We start from the raw sequence: 24,628 nt of genomic DNA, 5'->3' as shown, positions 1-24,628 counted from the left end.
CCGGTCATCCGCGTGGCCGGGTGGTCCTGCCGTTCTCGCCGGGATCTTCCCTCTGCGAACGCCATGGTGGGGGCCGAATTCATCCAGGAGAAACGGTGCCGGAGTCACGCCTCCACCGACTCCCGGCAGCCGAAGTAGGTCTGCCCGGTGTCTCTGAACCCGCCAGCCCCACAGATCTCCACGGCCCCTTCCGGGAGCCTTCATGCGCCATCGGAGGGAAGATGTCCGGCGCTCACCCGGTCTCGGTCAGGCCTTATGTGCGGCTCCGCGCGCCCGATACCCCTTTGATCGGAGCGATGTTTACTCTTCAGGCCCACAAAACGGGATGAGAAGGGCCCCCTATGGCTATGAAGGTGCAATTGACCGATATATCCGACCTGAAAGACATCTTTACGAAAGAGTAGATTGAAAATAATCTTCTCGTCGGAGTTACCGTTTTCCGCCGACCGCGCTGGAGTCCGTTGCCTTCATGGCTCACCCGTTACCCACGCCCTCGCCGGCCCCTCAGCCGCCCCCCACCGCTCAGCGGTCCGATGGCTCTCAGCCGTCGCCCACCGCTGAACTTTCCTCCAATGGGCTTTTGGCCGGCCCTCAGTTGCTCTCGTCCCCGCCCCGGGGAGTGGGCGGCGAGTACTCGGGGATCGATCCCGCGTCGATGGACGACTTCGAGCGAGGACTTGGCCGGGCGGAGGACACGCTCGGCCGGAACGAGCCACGGATCCGCCGCACCCTGCAACACCTCGACCTGGACGCCTCGGGACTGAGCGTTCTGCGCGAGGCGCGGAGCTGGATCGGGACCAGCCGCCCCGACCTGCGGCGCCGCAGTGAGACGATCCGCGCCGAACGCACCGAGTGGGGGACCTCCGCCGGCCTCCCCGGCGGACTGACCGCCTTCGACGAGGCGCTGTACGGCAAGGCCGCCCACGACCCCGACGTCTACGCCGCGATCGTCAAGCTGACCGAGGGCGCCGAGAAGGGCGAGGTCGACGGGAAGACCCTGGCGGAGCTGGAGAAGCGGACGGGGAACGAGACCTTCGCCATCGCGCTGATGAACGCGATGGGCGCGACGGGGTTCCGCGATCTGATGGCGAAGACCGTGGGGCGTGAGGACAAGAAGGTGAGGCGGCTGCAGGTCGCCCTCGGCAAGACACTGGGTACGGCGAGCTCGCGGCTGAGCGACGCCTGGCGCGACGGGCTCACGTCCGGGCTCACCCTCGGCTGGGAGGAGCGGGAGTATCACGCGATCTCGCTGGCCCTCAAGCACGGCACCTTCGACACCGCCTTCCTGCTGGCGGTCGCCAAGAAGGTCGACACGTGGGACCGCACACCGTATCCCCCCGGCACGAACTCGAACGTCATGATCCCGCTCATGGAGGCGCTCAGCCGTGACCCCAAGGCGGCTCAGGACTTCTTCGCGGGCGATCCCGCCGCGCTGAAGCACTTCCTGACCGAGTGGAACATGAGCGACGGCGGTGAGGCGCTGGGCAAGGCGCTGGAGGCCGCGATGCTCACCTTCCGTGATCACAACGGCTCGCCGCAGAACCCGTCGCGCGGATATCTCTCGGCCAAACTGGCCTCGGAGTTCGTGCATCTGGCAGCCGGGCGGATCAAGGCGGGCGATTCCTTCGAGCCGTTTCTGAAACCCGCCACCGTCGGCCGCGTCCTCGCCGGCTACATCAGCGACATCGACCACACAGCTCAGAAGGGCCGTGACACCGCCGCGCCCGGGGTCCGGGATGCCGACACCCCTACTGTGCCTGGACAGGACCCCTGGGGGGCGCAGTTCAACAAGGAAGAGTTGCGTCGGGTGCTGAAGGAGGCGTTCGCGGACTCCAAGGCGTTCGCCCCCGTCTTGGCCGCCCAGACGGCGTTCACCGGTTGGCTTCTCGATCACGGCGCTTCGGAAATGGCCGCTGGGCAGGGTAACCGCACACTTATGGCCAATGCGAAACAGGCCGGAGCGGGTTTCGGAATGATCACCGATGCGGCCGGGCTTGCCAAGATTGAGGAAGGTAAGGAGCTGGACGAGGCGCAGCAGCGGAACATGAAGGTGCTCATGGCGGTGGTCAACACCGGACTCGCCATTCCGCAGGCGGGAAGCTGGCCGATCGCGACCGGTGTCCTGGGGGCGTGGACGGGCCTGGTCGAGGACGCGGTCAAAGGGAATGCCGAGAGCGAAGCCCGCGACGACGCCAACGCCGCCGTCGATCAGACTCGGGCCCTCGTGCACGATCTCACCGCTCAGGCCATGCTCAGGCGCGGTGTGTTCGGCTCGGCCGAGCCCGCAGCCACGACCCATCCCTGGGCCTCGTTGGAAGGTCTGAAAAAGGGCGACGACCCCCGTGACAACCCCAACAACTTCCTCAAGGACGACGGCCGGACGCTTATGACCATGGACGAGATGATCGATGGAGCGGCCACCAACAGCACCGACAAGTATCGGCGGGTCGAGGCATACCAGCGGTGGCTCTATCTGGGGCTGTCAGGAAAACCCTGGCTGGACGTTGAGGACCGCCTGGATCTGAGCTTCTCCACCGCTTTCACCCAATACGGGTCATGATGAGAAAAACTTTCACACTTATGGTGGCGCTGACGTGCGCGCTGGCCTTCTCGTCCGCTTGTCAGGGTGGCGACGTGAAAATCGACCGCAGCCCGCTCCCCGCTGTGGCCGCCCCGCCGTACATCTGCAGATACATTCCACTGAAGGCGGTGGAGCTGATGACGGGGGTGCGCGACCCGCTGGTTCGCGGCTACTTCGATCTCACGATTTCCGAAGGTATCGGCGATGGAGAGTGCGCAGTTTACCAACGAGACGGCGATCGACTGAAGGTGTTGCAGGTAAGCCTCACGCCGGGAGGATATTCGGGGGAAATTGAGGAACAGCTGAAAGACGGTGCCTCGCCGTTGCCGGAAATCGTCCCCGGGGCCATCGGATATTACTTCAAGGCTGCGGGCGGTGAGAAAAACGATGCATATTCAATGCTTGTGCGCGGCTATTCGGAGATCAATATTCAGCTGGAGATGGGTGTCAAAGGGCGTGACAACGCCGCCGATGTCGTGGCGTTGATGAAGTTGATCGCGCCGACGCTGATCACCGATGCCAGTGCTCCTTCGGCGACTCCCTCCCCGAAGACCACGACGACCGCGTCCCCGAGGAAGGTCTGATCGGGTCATGGCCGAGCTGGTGCCCAACCCGCTCTACGAGGCGTTGGGGGATGCCCTGCGGACGGTGGAGCCGCTGGTCCAGGAGATCGAGAGGGGCATCGAGGCCCCGTGTCGGGACTTTCACGCCGGCAAGGTGTGGACGGGGCCGGCCGCCGGACACTTCGGCGCGCAGCTTGTCCACCATCGCACGCGTGTCCGAAACTCGGCGGACAAGATCCTGGCCGACCTGCGCCAGACGCTGGCCCGCACGCCGCGTCAGGTGACCGAGGAGGAGGCCAGGACGATCAAGCGCAGGTACGGCCTGCCCTGAGGGGGCCGTGCCCCGCGACCTCGGCCGACCCCGCTCAAGGCCGGGCCTCGCTCAAGACCGACCCCGCCCGTGGTCGCCGCCGTCGGCCGGTCGGCGCCGTGCTCGTGCCCGGCGCCGGGAGGCGCGTCACGGACTCCGGCTCGCGGCGGGTCCCCGGTGGTGACACGGGGGTCGGGGTGGATCTCGCCGAACCCCGGCGGATCGCGATGGACCCGGAGTAGGTTGCGGCGAATCACGACGAATCTGAGGCTCGATTCGCATAATCCATTCCCATCGGGGAATTGGTACGATAGTGATTATCATTTGAGCACCTGTTCAGGAGTTCGCCCATGGATGTCGTCACCGTCCCGGACGCAAGCACCACCGTGGAGCCGGGCGGGGCCGGGGTGGCACAGGACCGGCTTGTCACCGTGGAGGAGGCCACCCAGCTCGCCGAACTGTTCCGGCTGCTGGGAGACCCGACCCGGGCCCAGCTTCTGTACGCGCTGCTCGAAGCCGGTGAGCTCTGCGTCTACGACCTCACCGAGACGGTGGACGTCAGCGACACCGCCGTGTCGCACGCGCTCCGGCTGCTCCGCACCGCGGGCATCGTGGCCAGCCGCCGGGCGGGGCGGATGATCTATTATCGCCTCGCCGACGGTCATGTCCGGATGCTCCTCGACCTCAGCCGTGAGCACCTCCGCCACGGCTGAGCGGTGAGCGACGGGTGACCGGACGGCGCCGTTCCGAAGGCGTGGGGGGAGGTCGCGGCGAGGCCCCGATGGCTGCCTGCGTGTGCTGACGGCGAGGCGATGGGGCCGGGCCGTTTCCGGCGGGGCGATTCCTTGTGCCCCTCTTTGCGATCCGCGCCATGGCCACCCCGAGTCGCTGGGGTACTTATCGCCATGTGATCAAGTATTTGGCGGGAACGGTGGTTGTGTCCCTTGGCGTGCTGGGGTTCACGGCCCCGATGCCGACCGGTGATCGAACTCTGCATCCCGGTGACTACACGAAGGTGGTGGAGCGGCTGCAGCGGCGGCTTCAGAAGCTGAAGTTCTCACCGGGCCTGGTGAACGGCTACTACGGCGCCGAGACCCAGGTCGCCGTCTGGGCCTTCCAGAAGTCTCAGGGGTTCGTGCCCCAGGACGAGGTCGGGCCGGACACCTGGCGGGCGCTCGCCCACCCGCGCGTCCCGCCGCCGCTTGTGCCAGAGGGCCAGGCCAGGCGAGTGGAGATCGACCTGCGGAGCAGGCTTCTCACCGTCTACCGCGGCTACCGCCCGATGCTGGTCTCCCACGTCGCCACAGGCGCCGGGACCGCCTTCTGCCAGTACGGCCACACCTCCGTGACGACCACCCCGGCGGGGGATTTCCGAGTCGTCAAGCGCGCCCGGCGCCCGACGGCCAATCCTCTGGTGACGACGTACGAGACGTTCTCCTTCAGGAGCGACCCGTGGGCCGCTCTCGGCCTCGGCGCCGGCAGTCTCCTGCAGGGCGGTGTCGTCGGCGGTATGACGGGGGGCGAGACCACCATCGGCCTGGCCGGAGACGCGGTGCGGCTCGCCCCCACGGCTCGGCCGCTCCCCTCGGCCCGCTCCACCCCGATGACCGGTCCGGCTCCGGCGGCCGGTCCGGTGCCGGTGGCGGGACCGGTCTCGGGATGTGTCCGGGTCCCGGCGCATCTCGCCGAGCGGCTCTTCCGCCTGGTCAGGGTGGGTGACCCGGTGAACATCCGGCACGGGAGGTGAACCCGTGGGCTCGGCCCTGCGGCTCGGGCTCGGGCTCGGGCTCGTGTTCGGGGTCGGGGTCGGGGTCGTGGTTGGGGCTCGCGATCCGGGACTGCGGCTCTCGGGCCCGCGGTTCGGGCTCCGTACGGGTTCACCGGGCCCGGACGGGGTCTACACGGGGGCGTCGGTGGAGATCGGCAGCCGGAGGGTCAGCCGGGCGCCCCGGCCGTCCGCGCCGTTGGTGACGTGCAGGGTGCCCCGGTGGGCGGAGGCGATGTCCCTGGCGATGGGCAGGCCCAGCCCGCTCCCGCCCGCGTCGCGGCTGCGCGCGGAGTCCAGGCGCATGAACCGTTCGAAGACCCTCTCGTGATCCTCGGGCGGGATGCCGAGCCCGTCGTCGATGACCTCCATGACGGCGTCGTCCCCCTCCCTGCCGACGCGGATCTCCACCTCCTTCACCGCGTGCCGCTCGGCGTTGGCGAGCAGGTTGACCAGTAGCCGGGAGAGTTGGAGCCTGTTGCCCTTGACCACCACGCCGGGGTCGAGGTGAGTGACCGTCTTGTGCCGGGACGGCCGCCGCCGTATCTCGTCGGTGACCAGTTCGGCGAGGCGGATCGTCTCCGGTTCGTCCTGCACCCCGGCGTCCAGGCGGGCGAGCAGCAGCAGGTCGTTCACGATGGCCTGGAGCCGCTCGGCGTCGTGCAGCGCGGACCGCATCGTCGTGGCCGGGTCGTCGATCTCGGGGTCGGCGAGGGCGAGTTCGAGCTTGGTGCGCAGGCCGGTCAGCGGGGTGCGCAGTTCGTGCGAGGCGTCGGAGGCGAAACGGCGCTGGTTCTCGACGGCCCGTTCCAGCCGTTCGAGCGTCGCGTTGATGCTCTCGGTGAGCTCCGCTATCTCGTTCTCGTTGCCGGGAACGGGCATCCGGCGGCTGAGGTCGAACGCGGTGATCTCGGACATCTCCCTGCGGATCCGCTCCACCGGCTCCAGGGTCCGGCCGACCGCCCACCAGGTGCCCCAGCCGAGCAGTGTGAGGAGCACCAGGGCGAGACCGGCCAGCACGATCTCCAGGGCGTGGCCGGTGAGCACCGCCGGCGCGGGCGCCGCCGCGTAGATCATGACGTTTCCGTAGGGGGAGTTGCTCCGCTGGAGGCCCACGATGATCGAGCAGAGCCGTTCGCCCTTGGGCGACGACGAACAGGAGACCTTGTCCACCCGGGTGTCACCGTCGGAGGGCCGGGCGCCGGTGAGCGGGGGCTGTCCCCGGACCGCGGGGCTGGCCGCGATGACCCGGCCGTTGGCGTCGACCACCTGGAGGTCGGCGACCTGCTTCGTGGAGGTGAGACTCCTGCCCACCTGTCCTTTTTCGACGAGGTCGCTCGTGTGACGGGCCGCGGAGGCCACGGAGTCGACGGCCTGGTTCAGCGTCCTGGCCCGCAGGCTCAGCGACGTGGTGAGCGCGCCGATTCCCAGTACCACCGCGAAGATCATGACCGTGGTGAGTGTCGCCCGAGCCCGGATCGAGCGAGGGCCCAGCAGTACGGCCACGCTTCCCCCTTAAAAAGCTCTTTTAGCCCATTTAAGGTGTTAGATGTTCATCATTAAGTAAAGGGGATATAAGCTCTTATGGCTGTTTAGCTGAAAAGGGTAATCGTCGCCAGCTCACCACGTGAGGCGACACCAAGCTTGGGATATGCCTTGTAGAGGTGGTATCCGACCGTGCGCGGGCTCAGGAAGAGCTGGGCCGCGATATCCCGGTTGGACAGTCCCCGGGCGGCCAGCCGTACGATCTGCAACTCCTGCGGGGTGAGCCGGGCCAGCACCCCCGGCGCGGAGGCGGTGGGCGCGGCCGACCCGGTGGCGCTCAGCTCCACCCGCGCCCGGCGGGCCCACGGCGTGGCCTCCAGCTGTTCGAAGGTCTCCAGCGCGGCCCGCAGGTGGACGCGGGCGTCGGCCTTCCTCCGGGTACGGCGGAGCCGCTCCCCGTAGAGCAGTTCGGTCCTGGCCCGCTCGAAGGGCCGCCCGTCCAGCCGCAGCGCCGCGGTGAAGTGCTCCTCCGAATCCTCAAGCAGGGCCCGGCAGCGCAGCACCAGGGCCTCGGCCCACGGTCGGCGCGTGTAGCGGGCCCACTCCCGGTAGCGCGAGAACGCCCCGGCCGCGCGTTCGGGGACGCCGAGCCGTACCGCCGCCTCCACCAGATCGGGCACGCACCGCGTCTGGGACACCTGGTATCCGCCCGCCGAGGGCTCCAGCCGGGACAGCGCCGCCTCCACCCTGCCGCACCCGAGGTCGAGGGCGCCCAGCGCCCACGTCGTCCACCCGGTGTTCGCCGTACCCTCCCCCAGGGCCTCGGTCACGTGCCTCCGGCAGCGCTCGTCGTCGCCCTCCAGCGCGGCGAGGTAGGCCAGGAAGCTGCCCAGCTGCCCGGCCCACTGCGCCTGCCCGGTGTCTCGCGCGATGCGCAGCCCCTCGGACGCGGTGGTCAGCGCGTCACGGTGCCGCCCGTGAAACATCTCGGTCTCGGCCAGGAAGAACAGCAGCGTCGGCAGCACCCCGATGTTGCCCAGCGCCCGGGCCTCGGCCACCAGCGATCCGGCGGCCTCGCCGACCTCCGCGTCCTGCCCGATCGTCAGCCCTGTCCCGCAGAGCTGGACCAGGTCACGCGGGCTGTCCGCACCCGCCCGCCGGGCCTCGGCGACCACCTCGGCCAGCGACGGCAGCGCCGCGCTCCGCGACAGGGCCGTCGTGATGAACCCGACGACCGGTGCCAGCGGGTCCCCCTCGGGCAGCGGCAGCGCGCCGATCCTGGCCACGGTGCGGTCGAGTTCGGGAGCGCCGATGTACCACGCGGTGTGCAGCGCCTGGAGCAGCATGCGCGCCGCCCGAGTCCCCTCCGCCACCTCGGCGCCGCGCAGCAGCGCCTCGTGCGCGGTGTGCGGCGCCCCCCGCAGGAAGTCGGCCGTCGCGCGGACGTGGATGAGCCGTGCCCGAAGGGTCGGGTCCCCGGCCTGCTCCGCGTGGTCCCCGGCGCGAGATCCCTCCCTTTCCGGGAGTCCTCCGGTGAGCGCGGGCGCGGCCGGTGCCGTGGAGGCGGCCTCCGCGAGCGCGGCCAGCCGCCGGACCCCCTGTTCGGCGAGCGCCCCGGCCCGGTCCAGCTCGCCGGCCCACGCCGCCGTCTCCGCGGCCAGCGTGAGCCGCCGCGCCTGGGTCTCGGGCCGCGCGCTGAGCCGGGCCGCCCGCTCGTAGGCGGTGGCCGCCGCGGCGTAACCGCTGCGGTCACTCGCCCGTACGGCGGTGCGCTCCAGCTCGGCGGCCACCTCCTCGTCGGGGCCGGTCGCGGCCATGGCCAGGTGCCAGGCGCGCCGGTCGGCGTCGTCGGGGCCGTCGAGCGCGGCGGCCAGCGCCCGGTGTACGGCCAGGCGCAGGCTGGGCGGGGTCCCCTGGTAGACGGCGGCCCGGACCAGGGGATGCCGGAAGGTCATGATCCCCGCCTCGACCTGGACCAGCCCGGCGCTCTCCGCCGGGTGCAGGTCCTCCAAGAAGTCCCCGAACCCGGCCGCCGCCCGCAGCACGACGTCCAGGTCACCGGTGTCCTCGGCCGAGGCCACCGCCAGCAGCCCCTGGGTCGCCTCGGGCAGCTGCCTGACCTGCCCGAGGAAGGCGTCCTGGACCCGGCTGGTGAGCGGCAGCGCGGTGCCGTCGGCCGGGGCCGCCGCGGGCAGCTCGATCAGTGCCAGCGGGTTGCCCTGCGCCTCGGCCAGCACCCGGTAGCGGACGACCGGGCTGATGCCGTCGCCCAGCAACGCCGCGGACGCCGTGGCGTCGAGCCCCTTCACCGGCAGCTCCGCCACCCCCTGCGCGGTGAAGGGCTCCCGCGCGGCGATGATCAGCGCGACCCCCTCGGCGTCCAGCCGCCGCGCCGCGAACAGCAGCGCCTCGGTCGAGGCCCGGTCCAGCCAGTGCGCGTCGTCCACCAGGACCAGCAGCGGGCCGTCCTCGGTCAGCTCCGACAGCAGGGAGAGCACGGCCAGGCCGACCAGCAGCCGGTCCCCGGCCTGTACGGAGGCCAGGCCGAAGGCGGCCCGCAGCGCCCGCTCCTGCGGCTCGGGCAGGGCTCTCACCCGGTCGAGAACCGGCCGGAGCAGCAGGTGCAGCCCGGCGAACGGCAGTTCGGCCTCCGACTCCACCCCGGTGCCGCGGAGCACCCGCAGGTTCCCCGCGCCGGCCGCGTGGTCCAGCAGCGCGGTCTTGCCGATGCCTGGTTCGCCGCGTATGAGCAGGGCGCCGCTCCTGCCCGCCTGGGCCTCCGACAGCAGCCGGTTGATCACACCTTGCTCGGTGGCCCGCCCGTACAACATGCCTCGAACCCTACTCAAAAGGGATGATCAGGCGGCTGCGCAGGAGTCGTGGGTGGCGTCGAAACCCTTCAGGCTGTCGAGGTCGTTCTGCCTGGGCGGTTTGAGGCCCCTCCAGTCGTCGCCGATGGTCAGGATCAGCCTGGGCGTGGCCGCCCGCCGGACGAGCCTGCCGGTGGACGCGAGCAGGTCACGGGTGAGGGTGGGCGCCGCCGCCGCGCCGTTCGGCGAGTACGTGATCGTGGTCTTCGGGTACGGCCTGCGCGGCGCGTCGCCGATCTTGGCGATGTGGTAGCCCCGCTCCTCCAGCTGGACGGCCACCACCGAGGCCAGGCCGGCGCGGCCGGTCCCGTTGCGCACCTCAACCTGGATCTTGGATCGGGACACCTTGGACTGCCCGCCCTTGACCCCGGAGCCGGCGACCGTCTTGTCCCGGGCGACGATCTGGAACAGTTCTCTGCTCTGCGGCGCCACCCACTCCACCCGGCCGGGATAGGTGACCGAGTACCGCCAGGGGGTGGTGATGAAGTGGATCTGCCCGGCGGCGAGGCCCTGGGCGCTGGTCGCCAGGTCCTTCATCACGACCGGGGTGAGATCGGGGTCGGTGGTGACCGACCTGGTGGCCGCGTCGAGGAAACCGAAGAGCCTGGCCGGGTCGGTGAGCGTCTCGCCGCTCATCACCTTCTTGACCATGGAGGCGATGAACATCTGCTGTCGCTGGATGCGCCCGATGTCGGAGCCGTCGCCCAGGCTGTAGCGCGCCCGGACGTACCCCAGGGCCTGCTCGCCCTTGAGCGTCTGGCGGCCCGCGGGCAGGTCGAGCAGTGCCTTCTTGTCGTGGATCGGCTCGGGCACGCAGACCTCGACTCCGTCGACCGCGTCGACCATGCCCTTGAAGCCGGTGAAGTCGACCTTTACGAAGTGGTCGATGTGGATGCCGGTGAGCGACTCGACGGTCCGCCAGGTGCAGGTGATCCCGCCGGAGTTGAACGACTCGTTGATCATGCCCAGGTGCGCCCGCTGACCGGCCAGTCCCTGCTTGGCCCGGCACTCGGGAAGCTGGACCATCGAGTCGCGGGGGAAGCTGATGACCATCGCGTTGTCCCGCTTCGGCGAGATGTGCGCCAGCATGATCGTGTCGGTCCGCTCGCCGGGGAACCTGCCGTACTTGGCGTTCTTGCCACCACGCTGGTCCGAGCCGACGACCAGGACGTTCACGGCCTTGGTCGCGACCTTCACCGGCCGGGGGCCCAGGTCCTCCACGGGGACGTCGATGTGCTTGACGTTGCCGGTCAGCTTGACGTAGGCGCCGACCACCGTCGCGACCACCACGACCGCGACCGCGGTGACCACGGAGGTCAGCCACCACAGCCACGTGCGCCGCCGCCGGGGCGCGGGCCGGCCCGCCGGTTCTGTGGGCGCGTCGATCAACCCGCTACTCACGTGACTCCTGGAGAGAATGGGCCAGGGCGTGCGCCCATGGCGGAGGAGCCGTTTCCCGGCCGTCGCCGAGTGTACTGATCCTCCGTAAGAGCGGGATAAAGAACGGTAATCAATCCACGTGAGATGAATGAATGTGATGTCGAGGTAGGGATTCCGGCGGAATCGGTCTCCGAGGGGAAGTCCTTCCGAGAAGATCTGTCCCTGTCACCGTTCGCCGGATGATCCGCGATGGAAATTCCGGAGACATCCCGGCCGTGCGGGGGATATTCGACGGCGCGGGGGTGTGGCTGGTCGCGCGGGGCCGTATCGGCCGGTCCGGCTGACCGTCCATGATGGGGGCGGCGTCCCGTTCCGGTGGAGGCGGAACCGGTGGAGACGGGGCCGGTTGACCTCAACCGCGGTTGAGGATGCACGGTGGTGTCGAGACCCTTCGACCAGGGGAGACCGTGGTGCTCGACATCGTAGTGATCATCGCCGGCGCCCGGGAGGGGGGTTCGGGGGCGATGGTGAGCCGGTGGTTCCTCGGCCAGGCCCGGCGGCGGGCCGACCTGAGGCTGGACGTGATGGACCTGGGCCGTACCCCGCTGCCCCCGATCCCCTCCGCGCGATCCGGCGTCGGCACCGACGGCGGCACCGGTGTCGGCGTCGAGGCCCGTGGGCTCGCCGCCAGGATCGGCGCCGCCGACGGCTTCGTAGTGATCACCCCGGAGCACAATCACGGCTACCCCGCGGACCTCAAACTCGCCGTCGACGCGGTCCGCCACGAGTGGGCGGCCAAACCCGCGGCGTTCGTCTCCTACGGCGGGCGCTCAGGCGGCCTGCGCGCCGTGGAACAACTCCGCCTCGTCTTCGCCGAGCTGCACGTGGTCTCCCTGCGGGACACGGTCGGCTTCCACCTGGTCGCCGAGCGGTTCGACGAGACGGGGGAGCCGGTCGACCCGGACGCTGTCAACGGCGCGGCCAAGCTCATGCTCGACCAGCTCATCTGGTGGGGGATCACCCTGCGCGAGGGGCGCGCCGCCCGGCCGTACACGCGCTGAGAACACCTGCCGGGTCCGAGCGGGAAACGGGTCCGAGCGGGAAGGAGGGCGCGGGATCTCAGATCCCGCGCCCTCCTCTTTCGCCCGCTCCGGTGCCGCTCCGGTGTCGTTCCGTCCGTGCTCCGGTGACGGGGTGGGTCTATCCGGCGCGGCCGGAGTCCAGAGAGTAGATGCGGAGCCAGTCCACCTCCATCCACGCCTCTCCCGAGTCGCCCTGGCCGGGGAACCAGTCCAGCTGCAGGCACGCCGACATCGGGGTGTGGGTGGCGTTGGACGAGCGGAACCACTCGCGCCCGTCGAGGTATCCGACGATCCCGCCGGAGGTGTTCTCCACGGCGTAGGTGTGCCAGGCGGTCATGTCCACGTTGGCGTGCGACTGCTCCTGGCCCTGAGGGGTGTGCAGGAAGAAGTTGGGCCGCTGCCTGTCGGGGTCGTTGATGACCTCCAGGAAGTCGACCTCCTCATCGGTGGCGCTCCGCACGCCTCCCCCGCCCTCCTGCGGCCAGAGCAGGGCGACGGGGTGATACGACCCGGCACCCCGATAGAGCCGGATGCGGGTCTCCCAGCGGCCGTAGGTCTGGCTGCGGCGGCTGGCCAGTCCGGCGGTGGTGCCGTCGGCCTTGCCGTGCAGATAGAGCGCCCCGTTGCCCAGATAGAGCTGCCCGGAGGAGCGGCGGCCGTTGCCGGCGTGTCCCGGCGAGTCGTAGACCACCCAGTCGGACTGGTCGAGATAGTCGTCGAACTCCGCGCACCAGGTCGGCGTCCCCCAGCCGAGGGTCCCGGCGGCACTGGGCCCTCCGGCCGGAGAGGGGCAGGCCGAGGCGGGGGCCGCCTCGCCCTGAGCGGCGGTGAGGCCGCTCACCGCCAGCGCGGAGACCATGCTGAGGACGGCCAGTCGCACATGGGATCGAGAGATCATGATCTTTGCTCCCCGGGTCTGGCGCAGAGCGCGGAGGGACTGAAACTCCAGCAGCCGGCCACGGCCGGTGACCACGTGGTGGACGCGCTCGGTGCCGGGGCCGTGCGCGTGACGGGGGCGACCGGCGGAGCGAAGGCCCAGCGGGGCGTCGCCGGGGCCACCTGCTGCTTGACGGTCAGCGGCGCCGCGGTCACGTCGGCGGTACGGCTACGCCAGGGCGCGAGACTCCAGCACGACGCGGCCTGCTCCGCGCCACAGGAGTCCGTGACGGGGGAACGCCTCAGCGGCGGCAGCGGGACGACGGGCCGGGGGGCCGGAGACGGCGGGAACGGCGCGGTGGTCGGGTGGGTCCCCTGCCCGTCGGCCGGATTCTGGGTGGGAACGGCGGGGGCGGTGGGTTGGGCGGTCGGGGCGTCGGTCGCCGGGCCCGTCGTCGGCTTGGGGGCCGACGGCGTCTCCTTGGGCCCCTTCGTCTCCTTCGGCGGGGTCGGCTTGGTGGTGTCCGGCTCCGTGGCGGTGGCCGTCGCCGTGGGGGTGGGAGCGGGGGCCGGGGTGGTCGGGGCGGCCGTCGGCTTGGGCGCCGGAGGCGTCTCCTTCGGAGGCGTCTCCTTGGGCGGGGCCGGCTTGGGCGTGGCCGGTCGCGAGGTCGTGGGTTTGACGGTCGGTGTCGCCGAGGGCTTCGGCTTCGGGGTCTTCTTCGGCGGAGCCGGCTTCGGAGTCTCCTTCGGCGGGGTCGCCTTCGGAGGCTCGGGTTTGGCGGTCGCGGTCGCGGTGGGGCTCGCGGTGGCGGTGGGGCTCGGGGCTGCGGTCGCGGTGGGGCTGGGCGTCGCCGTGGGGGCCGGGGGGTCGCTCTTGGCCGGTGCGGGGGTCGGCGTCTCGTCGCCTCCGGGGAGGGGCGTCGTGAGCGGCTCGGGGTCGGACTTCTCGGCGGTGACCTTGAACGTCTTGTTCTCCGCCGGCTCCCCGGTGGGCATGCTCTTCGGCTGTGCCGGAGCGGACTTGTGCTGTGGTGCGACCGGAGCGGACTTGTTCTGCGGCGCGACCGGAGCGGACTTGGGCTTCGGGCGTGACTGGATGGTCTTGCCGTGCTGGTACTTGGGAGCCGAGGTCTGAGGGGAGGCCGAGGTCGGATGTTTCGGAGGTGCGGGGGCCTTCTTCTCGGCCGCCGGAGGCTCCTTGTCCGGAGCGGGCTCACTGCCGGAACCGCCGTCGGAGCCACCGGAACTACCGGAGCCACCGGAGTCGCCGGTGGAAAGGTCGGGCTCGGCCGACGCGCTCTCCTGCGTGACGGGGAGAGAAAGGTCCGCGGGGCTCTCCACGGTCGGGGACGTCTGCTCCGACTCGGGGGGAGTGGGCTGCTCGGAGGAGGCGGGAGAGGTGACCGACGGCGCCGAGGTGCTGGACCCCGGATCCGCCAGGGCCACCCAGGGCTGGGCGATGATCGCGCTGGTCGTCGCGGACACCGCGGCCAGGAGAAGTCCGGAGACCAGGGTGACGCGCCGGGACTGGCTGCGTGGGGGCATGAATGCTTTTCCTCGATCTAGGGGGCGGGGTCCGGGCCGGAGAGAGGCTTCCAGCCCGCGGCGGTGAACTCGGGGGTGCCGGGCAGCGCGACCTCGGGTACGGCCGCGGAGACGGGATCGGGGATGTTGACCCAGTCTCCGCGGCCCGAGCCGCGCATGTCGGGGTTCCAGCTCATGAGCAGGCTCATGGCGTACGGACTGGAGTAGGTGGGGTCGGTGTCCTGAACACCCTTGGTCGCGGTCACCTGGACCAGAACGGAGACCTGGACCAGATCCCTGGCCCGGGGATGCCACTGGATCCCGATCGTCCTGGTCCGCATGGCCGCCCCTTCGGGAAGCGCTCCGCCCTTGGGGAGCCCGAGGGTCTCGCGCCAGCCGGCGACCGCCGACCGCGCGCCCGCGCGGGCCGCGGCCCGCTGCTCCGGCGGGGCGTACAGCGTCGCCGCGTGCTCGGCCTGGCGGACGTCCAGCGTCCACGCGGCCTCCAGCGCCGCCGCCGCGGCCGAGGCCGCTCCCAGCTCGGTGCGGGGAAACCCGATGGGGTAACCGGCCTCGCCCTCGTAGCCGGAGGGCGGGGCGAGCATGACCGTCCCCTCGACGGCCTCCGAGGTGGAGGCCGTCGAGGCGTCGGGTCCGGACCCCAGCAGGCGCCATCCGCCGATCACCAGCAGTATCGTGCCCACGATCGAGACGACCACGAGGATCATTCGCCGGTTGGTGCGTGACGGCGACCCCAGATCCCAGTCCAGCGAGGAGTCCTCGCCGATCGACGATCGCACTAACGGCTCCGCTCCGGCCGCGGCGCGAACGCCTGACCGGCCGCCGCGGCCAGGCGCAGGTAGGCGCCTCGGGTGGTGGGCCGGAGCCGGACCAGGTCCACCTCGGCGCCCTCCTTGAGATGAGGGTCGTAGGGCACCCGGATCACGGCCCGGCAGCGGGAGCCGAAGTGGCGTTCCAGCAGCTCGACGTCCACATCCGACTTCGGCTCCACGGCGTTCAGCACGACGATGGCGTTCTTCACCAGGTCCGAGTGGCCGTGGGCGGTCAGCCAGTCCAGGGTCGCGGCGGCCGAGCTGGCCCCGTCCACCGCGACCAGGCTCACCAGCACGATCTGATCGGCCAGTTCCAGCGTCGCGCCCATGGCCCCGTGCAGGAGCCCGGTTCCGCAGTCGGTGATGCAGATCGAGTAGTAGCGCTCGATGAGCCCGGCGACCGTCCGGTAGTCCTCGGCGTTGAACGCCTCGCTCACGGCCGGGTCGGTGTCGGAGGCGAGCACCTCCAGCCGGGCCGGGGACTGGGAGGTGAAGGCGCGGGCGTCGGCGTAGCGGACGATGTGGGGTGCCTCGGCGAGCAGGGTGCGGATGGTCGCGGCGGTCTCCGACTTGACCTTGAGGCCGAGGGTTCCCCGGTCCGGGTTGGCGTCGATCGCGATCACCCGGTCCCCGCGCAGGGAGGCCAGGGTGTTGCCGAGGGCGACGGTCGTCGTGGTCTTGCCGACCCCGCCCTTGAGGCTCATCACCGCGATCCGATGGTGGCCGCTGGCCACGGGGGTCTGAGCCTGGGCTATCAGCGTGCGGCGTTCGAGCTCCGCCGTGGACTCCGCAGGGGTGATCTTTCCGCCGGAGAGCTGCCACACGAGACGGCGCCATCCGCCGGTCGGCTCGGGCCGCCGGTTGGTGAGCAGATGCTCGGCGGTGAGGGGGACCGTCTCCTGGAACTGCTCGCCCTGCGGGGGCGGTGAAGCCTGGATCCGGGGGGACGTCTCCGTCATTGCCAAGGTCCTTTCACAGAGAACTTTTTGCGGGGACGCCGTCAGCAGGTCTGCCAGCGCACCGTCGTGCTGATCGAGTCGGTGGGACCGCGAACGGTCAGTGGGGTGGTGACGAGGGAGGGGGTTCCGCACCAGTGGCGGATCCGGTGGGCCCGCAGAGTGATCACCTCGGTGTGTCCCTGGTTCGATGTGCCGCCGGCCGGGTGCACGGTCAGGCCGGGGGCCGATATCCGCCATGTCAGGGAGGGGCCCGTCACGGTGAGGAGCATGCTTCCCTGGCCGAACTCGTCGAGCGTCACCACCGGCGGGATCCGCAGCCGCCCGGCGAGTCCGCCGCCGGTGCCGGAGGCCTCACCCGGCATGGTCTCCGACGCGTTCTCCTGGGCGGCGGAGGACCGCAGGGAGCTCACCGGCTCCCTGACCCCGATCGCGGGCGCCAGCAGGTTCATCCCCGTCAGGGTGCCCGCGGCCCCGGCGACCACGATGATCAGAATCTTGATCGTGGTGCTCCGGATCCGGTCTCCCACCCACGCGAGCGCCTCCAGGACGCGGACCCCGGGACCGAACCGCTCCTGCGCCTCCTCACCTTCCGGCCCGGCGTGGGCCCTCATCGCGGCTGCCCGCCGGTTGGCGGGGCCACCGCTCGCGGACGGTACGGCCGGCATGGACGGGACGGTGAAGTCCGCGTCGCCGGGGCGCACCGGGGTCTCACGCGACCACGCCTGGCTGAGCAGGGCGTCGTAGAGCGGGGTGTCCTGCGCCGGGGACGGTGGGCCGGACGGCGGAACGGATGGCGGGACGGGCGGCGAGGCGGACGGCGGACCGGCCGGTTGGGCGGGCAGCCTGGGCAGGGACGGCAGCGTGGGCCGGTCCTGGAGGGCGGGGCCGTACGGAAGCCTGGAGCGGTCCCGGCGATCCCGCCCGCCCGGACGCTCCCCGCCGTCCGGATGGGCCCGGCGATCCACACGGTCCTGACGGACCGGGTGGTCCTGCTGGTCCTGGTGGTCCTGCCGGCTCGGGGACGCCGGTCGGACGGGCTGGTAGGGGAGCGTGGAGCGGTCCTGACGGGTCGGCCGGGTCTTCTCCCTCGGTGCGGGGGCCGGTTCCCGCGCCTGTGCCCGCGTCTCAGCCGGAGCCGGCGCCGGTCTCCGTGCCCGTGCCGGAGCCGTTCCCTGTTCCTGTTCCTGTGTTCGTGCCTGTGCCGCAGGCGCGGCGGACGCCGGGGCCGGACGGGGATCGGCCACCGCGACGGGGGCGGCGAGCGGGGTGCCGACGTTGGACGCGGACGGGTCCACGCCGCCGGAGAGCGCGTCCACGAGCCGTCGCTTGATCTTGGCGGTGAGCGGCCGGAGCCTGGGGTTGGAGATCATCTGCGGGGCCGTGTAGCGGATGTTGATCGGCCGCGTGCACACGGGGCACTTGACCATGTGGGACAGCAGCTGCGCGCGCGCGTCGCCGTACCCGGTGGAGGGCAGGGGCCCCTCCTCGTCGGGGAAGACCGCCTCGGCCAGCGGGGCGAGCTCCGGGCAGGTACGGCGCCGGTTGGCGAGCGAGTCCAGCCCGCTGGCCAGGATCTCGATCAGGTCCTGGGTCCGGGTCACGAGCCTGCCCGCGTCCTCCAGCGGCACCCCCAGCACATGGGGGAGATCCTCCACGGGCAGCCCGTGGCGATACACCAGTCTGAGCGCCTCCGTGCCCAGCGGATCGACGATCGTCCAGACCCGCTCGATCACCTCGTCGTCCGGCATGCCGGGGCCGGAGTCCGGCACATACCGCTCCCGATAGCCGGGAGCGGCGAGACAGTCGCGCCGCAGTACGGCCAGCAGGCGCCCCCGGACGGAGACGCCCTCCGGTGGCGGCCGGACGCCACAGGCGGTCATCGTGGAGACGACCGCCGACAGCGCCTGGCCGGGGGTGAGGTGCGAGGCGGCGTAGTCCATCAGATGCGCGCCGTGCTCGCTCACCCAGGCCGCCCCCGGGCCGGTGCCGGGCGCCACACGCCCGGCCCCGGTAGGCGTGCTCATGGGCCGGTGTACCCGTCCGATTCCGGCTCGACCTGGCCGGGGCCGGGATGGACGGACTGACCCGGGCCGTGCTGGTCAGGCCGGGGAGGCTGCGCCGGATCGACCCGCCCCGACCCGTCGAACCGGCTGGAGCGGTCGGGACTGTCGAACCGCCCGGACTGGGTGGGGTGGCCGGGCTGTGCGGGCTGTACGGGCTGGGCGGGGGCGACCTGACCCGGCTGGTCGGACTGTCCGGGCTGGGCCGGAGACGGGTTTGTCACCACGAGCTCCAGGTTCCGCTCGGGCAGGCCGGTGAACTTGGTCCAGTTGCTGGTCTGCCCGGCCTCCGGCTCCGCGTAGAGCCAGCGGATGAAGGCCGGCCAGAGGCACGAGTCACGGGGGATGACCGCGCCCTGGGGCGTGCTCAGCGCGCGGAGCTCCGCGGCGGAGTAGTCACGGCACGGCGGAGTTCCCGGCGGGGCGATGTTGAGGTCCCACACCCCGTTCTCGTCCGTGTACCGCATGTTCTTGTCCAGCCCCAGAGCCTCCTGGGCCCGCCGGAGCAGCTCGGGATCCTTGAAGATCGGCAGAGACTCGGCACCCTCGGGAATGCCGCCCTCGGTGGTCGGCTGGGCGGGCCGCAGCACGGTCCCGTCGGGGGCCTTGCCCCCGTCGCGGTCGGGGGCGGCGGGAGGCCGCGCGCCCACGGACGGCGCGGCCGGACGCGGATCCCCCTGCCCCTGCTGGGAGGGCCTGGCCGGGTCCGCGGGCTTGGCGGGCAGGGCCGGCTTGAGGGTACCCGAGGGCTTGGGGGCCGCGGTGGGCGCCGAGGGGGGCAGGGCCGGCTTGTGAGTGCCCGAGGGCTTCGGGGTGCCGACGGGCGGGGTCGGCTTGCCGGTGCCCTGCGGCACGGTGGGCTCACCGGTGCCCGAGGGCAGGGCGGGCTTGAGGGTGCCCGACGGCTGGTCCGGCTTGGAATCGTTCGTCTGCTTGGCCCCGCGTTCGTCGGAGACCTTCGGCCCGGACGAGGGCCCGATGTTCAGCTTCGGCTTCTCCGCCGGACGCTCGATCAGGCTGCCGCTCTCCGAGATGTTGCCGCTGACCTTCTTCGTCGGCACCGGCGCGGGAGCGGGCGACGGGCGGTATGTCGCCGGTGGCTGCGCGGGTGCCGTACGGCCGGGGTCCGGGGCCTGCCCGGCCCCCGTACGCCCGGGGTCCGGGGCGGGCTGCGCCGCCTTCGTGCGGTTGGGCTCCGGCGCCGAGGACTTCGCCGGCGAGGACTCCTTCTTGGGAGTCGCGGTCGCCGTGCTCTTGGGGTTGCCCGGCCGCTGCATGGGCGCGATGGCGCTCGCCAGGACGGGAAGGGCGACGCAGCCTCCGGCGCCGCCCGCGACGGCGTGCCCGTCGGCGGTCGCGGTCAGGCAGAGCTTCGTGTCCTTTGACCCCTTGTTCGTGATCGTGCTGCCCTCGTCCGAACCCGAGAGCGGGACGGGGTCGTTCCCGCCGCCTCCCCCCCGGGACCGCCACGCCTGCTCCCCGTCGTCCAGGTGGTAGGTGCCCGCGGCCAGGCGCATGACCTCCCGCTCGGTGGGCTGGGAACGAGAGGCGATGACGGTTCCCAGCCCAGCGCCGGCCCCGAACACGCCGATGGCGATGCTCGCAGTGATCACCGTCGCGCGTGAAGGCTTACGTGAGGGTGTCATCATGGATGTTCCTCTTCTTCCGATGGGGACGTCAGTCGCCGTGGCTCTCCAAGACATCGCTCCACTCGCCCAGCACGCGGACGGGCTCGGTGGAGCCGGCGGGGGGGACATAGGTCACGTACATGCGCCCGTAGGTCGCGCTCACCGAATGGGCGAACGACCTGTTGGCGGTGCGGACTGCGGCCGATCCCTTCAGGCTGACCTTCGCGCCCACGCGCTCGGCCAGACGTGCCTCGGTGGAGCGGGTTCCGTACCAGACCAGGGCGCCCCCGTCCCCGGTCCGCAACGCCCGCACCGGGCCCTGCGGGACGTACGACAGGCTGAGGATCCATCCGGCCTCCTCCAGCTGGGAGCGCTCCTGCTGCCAGAACAGCACGCTCTCACTCGTCCACGGCCCGTCCTCGAACCTCCGGTCGAGTTTGGCGCTCTCCAGGCTCGCCAGGTGGGCGCGGGCGATCTGACGCGGGGTGGCGAGCAGGCCGGAGGCGTTCTCCGGGAGGCTCGTGGCGTAGCCGTCGGCGTCGGTCGCGATCTTGGGGAAGCGCGCGGGGGTGGCTCGCGTGTCGGCCCCGGAGGCCACCAGCCGCCAACCGGCGGGGGTGGAACTCATCACGTCGACGATCCGGGCCACCCCCGGCTCGTGGGAGACCGCCACGAACCAGTCGGCGGCACCCTCGACGTGCCGGGCCACCCAGATCTGCGGGTTCGGCCAGATGCCCGACGCCACGGACTCGCCCCGCATCCGCGCGGTCTTGAAGCTCGCCCGCGTCATCTCCACCGCCAACTCGGCCTCCAGCCTCCCCATCGCGGCCTGGTCGAGCCTGGCCTGGGCGGCCGACAGCCCTCTCTGGTAGCGGCCGTGGATGCGGTACGCCTCACCGACGGTGAGCTGGGACGCGCTCGCGTCACGCGTCTGGTCCGTGATGATCTGCCGGGGCCGCTCGGACGGCTTGAGCTTCTTCGGGCCGTCCGAGCGGTCCGGGGTCGTGGACCCCTTCCGCAGGGGCGGCGTGGAGGGGATCGGCTGCCTGCCGACCGAGGTGGGGAGGTCCGTGGCCGAGGGCGACGGCGGCACCGCCGCCTCCAGGCCCGTCCCCGGCGTCTGCGGAGACGGGTCGGCGACCAGGGTCTGCTGCCCGGGGGTGTTTCCCTTGACGAACCAGATCCCTCCCCCGCAGAGGAGCACCAGGACCGTCCCGAACAGAACGACCTTCCGCCAGTTGAATGTGGGGAGCTGCTCGGGATACCAGTCGGACAGGTGATCGGATCCATCTTCGCCGGAAGCGTCGCCCCGCCTGGAGCGGGCGGCCTGTCCGTCTGAGAAATCCGATGCACGCCATGACATAGGTCCAAATATTAGACTGACCTTGATCTATTGGGAAGGTAAAAGGGTCTGGTAATCGACCCTTATGGTTATTAGGTTATAAATAATACCTAATTGATATTAAGGTCTGTCCGAAACCTCCAGGGCGGGGACCTGCGGCGTCGCCCACGCCCTGTATCGAGGCTTCTGTGGAGATCCATGCCTATCTGATGGTTTCGGCTGGTCCATCGGGTTTTCCGTTGGTCTGCCTTTTCGCTGGACGAGGTCCGCCGTTCACCTTGCCGTGAATTACCGGTTCCGGAGGGGGCCGTACGCTGCGGGCGGAGGGCGTGAAAACGTTTCCAACGTTCGGATTGCCGAGGGTCCTTCCGGGGGTCCGATACGAATGGTCTTCACGTATTCGGGTCGTCACTCGGGGGCCGGTCGGGGGGCGAAGATCCGACCTTTCCGGGTGGTGCGGGCGCCCGGACTCGATTCGGAGGGCGTCCGTTCGGCCGAGCCCCCGCCACGCTGGGCGGGTGTCCGAGTATCGGGGGCGGGGTGCTGGGGCGCCGAGATGTCGGGGCGGTGGTTCCGGCGCCGGGAGGGGTGCGATCCCTTATGTGTGTCAAACCGGGACTGGGGATCCCACCGCATCCTCATATGACATATATCCCCTATGGATGCATTTTGAGTAATTAAAGCCCCTTATGTGACATAAGCCTAGGGTGATCTGGTTATCACTACGTGTGATGACATTTTGTTGGGTTCACGGAGGAGAGGGGCGGACATGGTGCACGACAGGCAAGACAGGCAGGTGACCGGCTGGGTCGGCTGGATCTGGTTCGCCGCGATCATGATGATCCTGGTGGGGGTGTTCAACCTCATAGTGGGGCTGTTCGCCCTGTTCAACGGGGACTTCTACGTCCAGACCAGAAACCAGGTGGTGGCGTTCAACCTGACGGGCTGGGGCTGGCTCCACCTGATCCTGGGCATCCTTCTGATCGTCGTCGGCGCGGCCCTCACCATCGGGCAGACATGGGCGCGCATCACGGCGATCATCATCGTCGCGCTGAACGCCATCGAACAGATGATCTTCTTCCCGGCCTACCCCTGGTGGTCGCTGATCGTCATCGCGATCGACGTGCTCGTGCTCTACGCCCTGATCGTCCACGGCCGCGAAGCAGAGACCCTACGCCCATAACCCCCACTCGCCCCGCCAAGGCACCCCCCGGAATCCGGCCTCGCCCTCATCCCCGCCAGACCCCTTCCTCCCCGGAACCTGCGACTCGTCCCTTCGCGCCAGGCCCTACCGAATCCCGTCCCCCACATCGGGTCCGAACCGTTCCCGGCCACCTCAACCCCGGCGTGAGCGCGGTACGGCGAGACACGAGACATCGGAAGGGGAAACGTATGCGGATAGCGGTGCTCGGGATGGGCAGGATGGGAAAGGCGCTGGCCCAGCGGCTGCTTCTGCGCGATCACACGGTGACGGTATGGAACCGTACGCCAGGGAAGGCGGCCGAGCTGATCCAGGCCGGTGCCGTCGAGGCGGACTCCCCGGCCGAGGCCGCGCGTGACACCGAGGGTGTGCTGATGTCGCTCGCCGACGACCGGGCGAGCCGTGACGTCATGGCACGGCTGACCGAGCTCGGCCCTGACAACGGCGCGCCGGTCGTCGTCGACATGAGCACCGTCTCCCCGGCCACCTCCCGCGAACTGCGAAAAATGGCGCCGGGCCACCGGTTCGTGGCCGCCCCGATCGTCGGAGGGCCGTCATCCGTGGTCGCGGGACAGGCCACGGGACTCCTCGGGGGCGAGCAGGAGCACGTCCGCAGGTGAACGCCCTCTGGCCAGACCTGTTCATGGTCCAGCGGTACTGCGGAGAGGACCCCGGGAGCGCGCTGACCTACAAGCTCCTGAACAACTACCTCCTCATGGCCGGCCTCGCCGTCGTCGCCGAGGCGGTGGCCACCGGGCAGGCCGCCGGACTCGACGAGTCGATGCTGAGGGACTTCCTCCATCAGTGGCCGACCGTCGCACCCGCCCTGCACAACCGGCTCGACGACCTCATCGCCGGCGACCACCGAGGCTGGTTCACCACCCGCCTCGGCGCCAAAGACGTACGGCTCGCCGTCGCCCTCGCGACCTCCCTCGGCCTCGACCTGCCGATCGCCCGCCTCGTCGAACAACGCTATGAGGAGGCCGCCGATCAGGGCTGGGCCGACGCCGACATAGGCGCGATCATCGAACTAATCCGCGAACGCCGATAATCCGCAACCGGCCAACCCTCACAGCCATGCGGAGAACCTCCTTACAACTAAACAGCACCGGCAAGCCGGGAGTTCACCCCCACGGGCATGGAGAGGACGGGCCGCTGCAGTCCTGAGGAGAGCACAGCGTCGGCTTACCCCACGGACGGAAGCTCACCGTAGAGACAGCCGCCGTGATTTCCTGCTAAACGATGAACGTGAAACTTTTTCACCTTTAACGTTGTCGTGTTTCGTTAATTTTGAGCATAAAAGAGGCATTTATGCCTGCCTTCGGCAAGGTCAGGCTGATCTCATGGGGTCGTAGGCTTGCTATGTGGGCGCTCGGCTATCGTGTCGCGCTTGTCGGAAACTTCAAGTGAAAATGTGAAACAGCAGGTCAGGAAGCGTCCTCCCCACGCCCGTGGGGGTGAACCGGAGTCCACCTGCGTTCCCAGACCCTCCAGCGGGTCCTCCCCACGCCCGTGGGGGTGAACCGCTCTCGTCGTACACCTGGTCGACCAGAGTCTGGTCCTCCCCACGCCCGTGGGGGTGAACCGGTGTTGCTGGAGTGGCTGGGCGCTTTGAAGGTGTCCTCCCCGCCCGTGGGGTGAGCCCGACGGTGGGTGGTGCCCGGACGGCTCGCGGAGCGGATCATCACGAGCCGTCCGGGGTTACAGGGGCGTCTCGGGCGGTGGCCCATCGCTACTCGTCGCGTTTCTGTGTGCTGTCCGCCAGGAGTGCGAGGACTTCTGCTTGGCGGTAGCGGCGGTGTCCGCCGAGGGTGCGGATGCTGGTGAGTCTTCCTGCCTTCGCCCAGCGGGTGACGGTCTTGGGGTCGACGCGGAACATGATCGCGACCTCGGTCGGGGTGAGCAGCGCCTCGAACCGGGGCGGGAGAACGGGGAAAGGGGTGATGAGGGCGGAGCCGTCACCACCGATGACCTTGATGCCTTGCATGGGGGATCTCCTGGTAGGGGTTGGGGGGCGAGCGTGGTCGGGGAGTTCGGTGTGTACGGCGAGCGTGGCCGGCCGGGTGTTCGGGGGTGCACCGGCCGGACCCGGGGTGCGGTCCGGCCGGTGCGGGCGGCCCTCTTCCCCCTCCAGGAGAGGGCCGCGAGGGGTGTGCGGCCCGGGTCCCC

Annotated in this window: 20 protein-coding genes; 9 read left to right on the top strand and 11 right to left on the bottom strand. The window is 70.4% G+C overall.

Annotated features, from left to right (window positions below):
• Window positions 1-655 precede the first annotated feature (655 nt).
• The 5 genes from ACWEF2_RS29205 (at window position 656) to ACWEF2_RS29185 (ending at window position 5,201) form a co-directional block, all read left to right on the top strand.
• The gene (locus ACWEF2_RS29205) at window positions 656-2,560 is read left to right on the top strand and encodes a hypothetical protein (RefSeq protein WP_453819535.1); all 1,905 of its coding nucleotides are present in this window, start codon (window positions 656-658) and stop codon (window positions 2,558-2,560) included.
• A 74-nt stretch (window positions 2,561-2,634) separates the two neighbouring features.
• On the top strand, window positions 2,635-3,165 hold the full coding sequence (locus ACWEF2_RS29200) for a hypothetical protein (protein ID WP_453819534.1): 531 nt from the start codon (window positions 2,635-2,637) through the stop codon (window positions 3,163-3,165).
• Window positions 3,166-3,172: 7 nt separating this feature from the next.
• Entirely contained in the window at window positions 3,173-3,475 is a 303-nt protein-coding gene (locus tag ACWEF2_RS29195) for a hypothetical protein (protein WP_453819533.1), read from the top strand.
• 329 nt (window positions 3,476-3,804) lie between these two features.
• The gene (locus ACWEF2_RS29190) at window positions 3,805-4,167 is read left to right on the top strand and encodes an ArsR/SmtB family transcription factor (RefSeq protein ID WP_453819532.1); all 363 of its coding nucleotides are present in this window, start codon (window positions 3,805-3,807) and stop codon (window positions 4,165-4,167) included.
• 218 nt (window positions 4,168-4,385) lie between these two features.
• Window positions 4,386-5,201, top strand: a complete 816-nt coding sequence (locus ACWEF2_RS29185) for a L,D-transpeptidase family protein (protein ID WP_453819531.1) — start codon at window positions 4,386-4,388, stop codon at window positions 5,199-5,201.
• A gap of 150 nt (window positions 5,202-5,351) precedes the next feature.
• Here the strand turns inward: ACWEF2_RS29185 and ACWEF2_RS29180 are convergent, their stop codons facing one another.
• The 3 genes from ACWEF2_RS29180 to ACWEF2_RS29170 all read right to left on the bottom strand — a co-directional run bounded on the left by ACWEF2_RS29180 (window position 5,352) and on the right by ACWEF2_RS29170 (window position 10,975).
• Window positions 5,352-6,725 carry a sensor histidine kinase gene (locus ACWEF2_RS29180; RefSeq protein ID WP_453819530.1) on the bottom strand — a complete coding sequence of 458 codons (1,374 nt, stop codon included), beginning with the start codon at window positions 6,723-6,725 and terminating at the stop codon, window positions 5,352-5,354.
• Window positions 6,726-6,811: 86 nt separating this feature from the next.
• Window positions 6,812-9,535, bottom strand: coding sequence for a helix-turn-helix transcriptional regulator (locus tag ACWEF2_RS29175; RefSeq protein WP_453819529.1), 2,724 nt, complete (start codon window positions 9,533-9,535; stop codon window positions 6,812-6,814).
• 27 nt (window positions 9,536-9,562) lie between these two features.
• Complete coding sequence (locus ACWEF2_RS29170) at window positions 9,563-10,975, bottom strand: LCP family protein (RefSeq protein ID WP_453819528.1); 1,413 nt, start codon at window positions 10,973-10,975, stop codon at window positions 9,563-9,565.
• 449 nt (window positions 10,976-11,424) lie between these two features.
• Here ACWEF2_RS29170 and ACWEF2_RS29165 point away from each other — a divergent pair, with 449 nt between their 5' ends.
• Window positions 11,425-12,015, top strand: a complete 591-nt coding sequence (locus tag ACWEF2_RS29165; protein WP_453819527.1) for an NADPH-dependent FMN reductase — start codon at window positions 11,425-11,427, stop codon at window positions 12,013-12,015.
• A 139-nt stretch (window positions 12,016-12,154) separates the two neighbouring features.
• On the opposite strand, the gene ACWEF2_RS29160 is transcribed toward ACWEF2_RS29165, so the two are convergent.
• Genes ACWEF2_RS29160 through ACWEF2_RS29130 form a run of 7 tightly spaced genes read right to left on the bottom strand, consistent with a single transcriptional unit; the run spans window position 12,155 to window position 21,279 of the window.
• Entirely contained in the window at window positions 12,155-12,934 is a 780-nt protein-coding gene (locus ACWEF2_RS29160) for a glycoside hydrolase family 16 protein (RefSeq protein WP_453819526.1), read from the bottom strand.
• Window positions 12,931-14,457 carry a hypothetical protein gene (locus ACWEF2_RS29155; RefSeq protein ID WP_453819525.1) on the bottom strand — a complete coding sequence of 509 codons (1,527 nt, stop codon included), beginning with the start codon at window positions 14,455-14,457 and terminating at the stop codon, window positions 12,931-12,933. Before ACWEF2_RS29155 ends, ACWEF2_RS29160 begins: the two co-directional genes overlap by 4 nt.
• Window positions 14,458-14,474: 17 nt before the next feature.
• Window positions 14,475-15,236 carry a hypothetical protein gene (locus ACWEF2_RS29150; protein WP_453819524.1) on the bottom strand — a complete coding sequence of 254 codons (762 nt, stop codon included), beginning with the start codon at window positions 15,234-15,236 and terminating at the stop codon, window positions 14,475-14,477.
• Window positions 15,236-16,228, bottom strand: a complete 993-nt coding sequence (locus ACWEF2_RS29145; protein ID WP_355597735.1) for a MinD/ParA family ATP-binding protein — start codon at window positions 16,226-16,228, stop codon at window positions 15,236-15,238. The genes ACWEF2_RS29150 and ACWEF2_RS29145 overlap by 1 nt, the downstream gene beginning before the upstream one ends.
• Window positions 16,229-16,269: 41 nt before the next feature.
• Window positions 16,270-18,252 carry a hypothetical protein gene (locus ACWEF2_RS29140; protein WP_453819523.1) on the bottom strand — a complete coding sequence of 661 codons (1,983 nt, stop codon included), beginning with the start codon at window positions 18,250-18,252 and terminating at the stop codon, window positions 16,270-16,272.
• On the bottom strand, window positions 18,249-19,937 hold the full coding sequence (locus ACWEF2_RS29135; protein ID WP_453819522.1) for a hypothetical protein: 1,689 nt from the start codon (window positions 19,935-19,937) through the stop codon (window positions 18,249-18,251). The genes ACWEF2_RS29140 and ACWEF2_RS29135 overlap by 4 nt, the downstream gene beginning before the upstream one ends.
• Before the next feature lie 28 nt (window positions 19,938-19,965).
• Window positions 19,966-21,279 (bottom strand): hypothetical protein, encoded by a 1,314-nt coding sequence (locus tag ACWEF2_RS29130; protein WP_453819521.1) that lies wholly within the window; start codon window positions 21,277-21,279, stop codon window positions 19,966-19,968.
• Window positions 21,280-22,027: 748 nt separating this feature from the next.
• On the opposite strand from ACWEF2_RS29130, the gene ACWEF2_RS29125 reads away from it, so the two are divergent.
• The 3 genes from ACWEF2_RS29125 to ACWEF2_RS29115 all read left to right on the top strand — a co-directional run bounded on the left by ACWEF2_RS29125 (window position 22,028) and on the right by ACWEF2_RS29115 (window position 23,510).
• On the top strand, window positions 22,028-22,441 hold the full coding sequence (locus ACWEF2_RS29125) for a DUF7144 family membrane protein (RefSeq protein WP_453819520.1): 414 nt from the start codon (window positions 22,028-22,030) through the stop codon (window positions 22,439-22,441).
• 209 nt (window positions 22,442-22,650) lie between these two features.
• Window positions 22,651-23,079, top strand: coding sequence for an NAD(P)-dependent oxidoreductase (locus ACWEF2_RS29120; RefSeq protein ID WP_453819519.1), 429 nt, complete (start codon window positions 22,651-22,653; stop codon window positions 23,077-23,079).
• The gene (locus ACWEF2_RS29115; protein WP_453819518.1) at window positions 23,076-23,510 is read left to right on the top strand and encodes an NAD-binding protein; all 435 of its coding nucleotides are present in this window, start codon (window positions 23,076-23,078) and stop codon (window positions 23,508-23,510) included. Before ACWEF2_RS29120 ends, ACWEF2_RS29115 begins: the two co-directional genes overlap by 4 nt.
• A 681-nt stretch (window positions 23,511-24,191) precedes the next feature.
• Here ACWEF2_RS29115 and ACWEF2_RS29110 read toward each other — a convergent pair.
• The gene (locus ACWEF2_RS29110) at window positions 24,192-24,446 is read right to left on the bottom strand and encodes a BldC family transcriptional regulator (RefSeq protein ID WP_453819517.1); all 255 of its coding nucleotides are present in this window, start codon (window positions 24,444-24,446) and stop codon (window positions 24,192-24,194) included.
• Window positions 24,447-24,628: the final 182 nt, after the last annotated feature.

The organism is Streptosporangium sp. NPDC004631, from assembly GCF_053601935.1.
The sequence above is the reverse complement of the archived record's forward strand: the minus strand, read 5'-3'. Positions and strand labels throughout refer to the sequence as shown.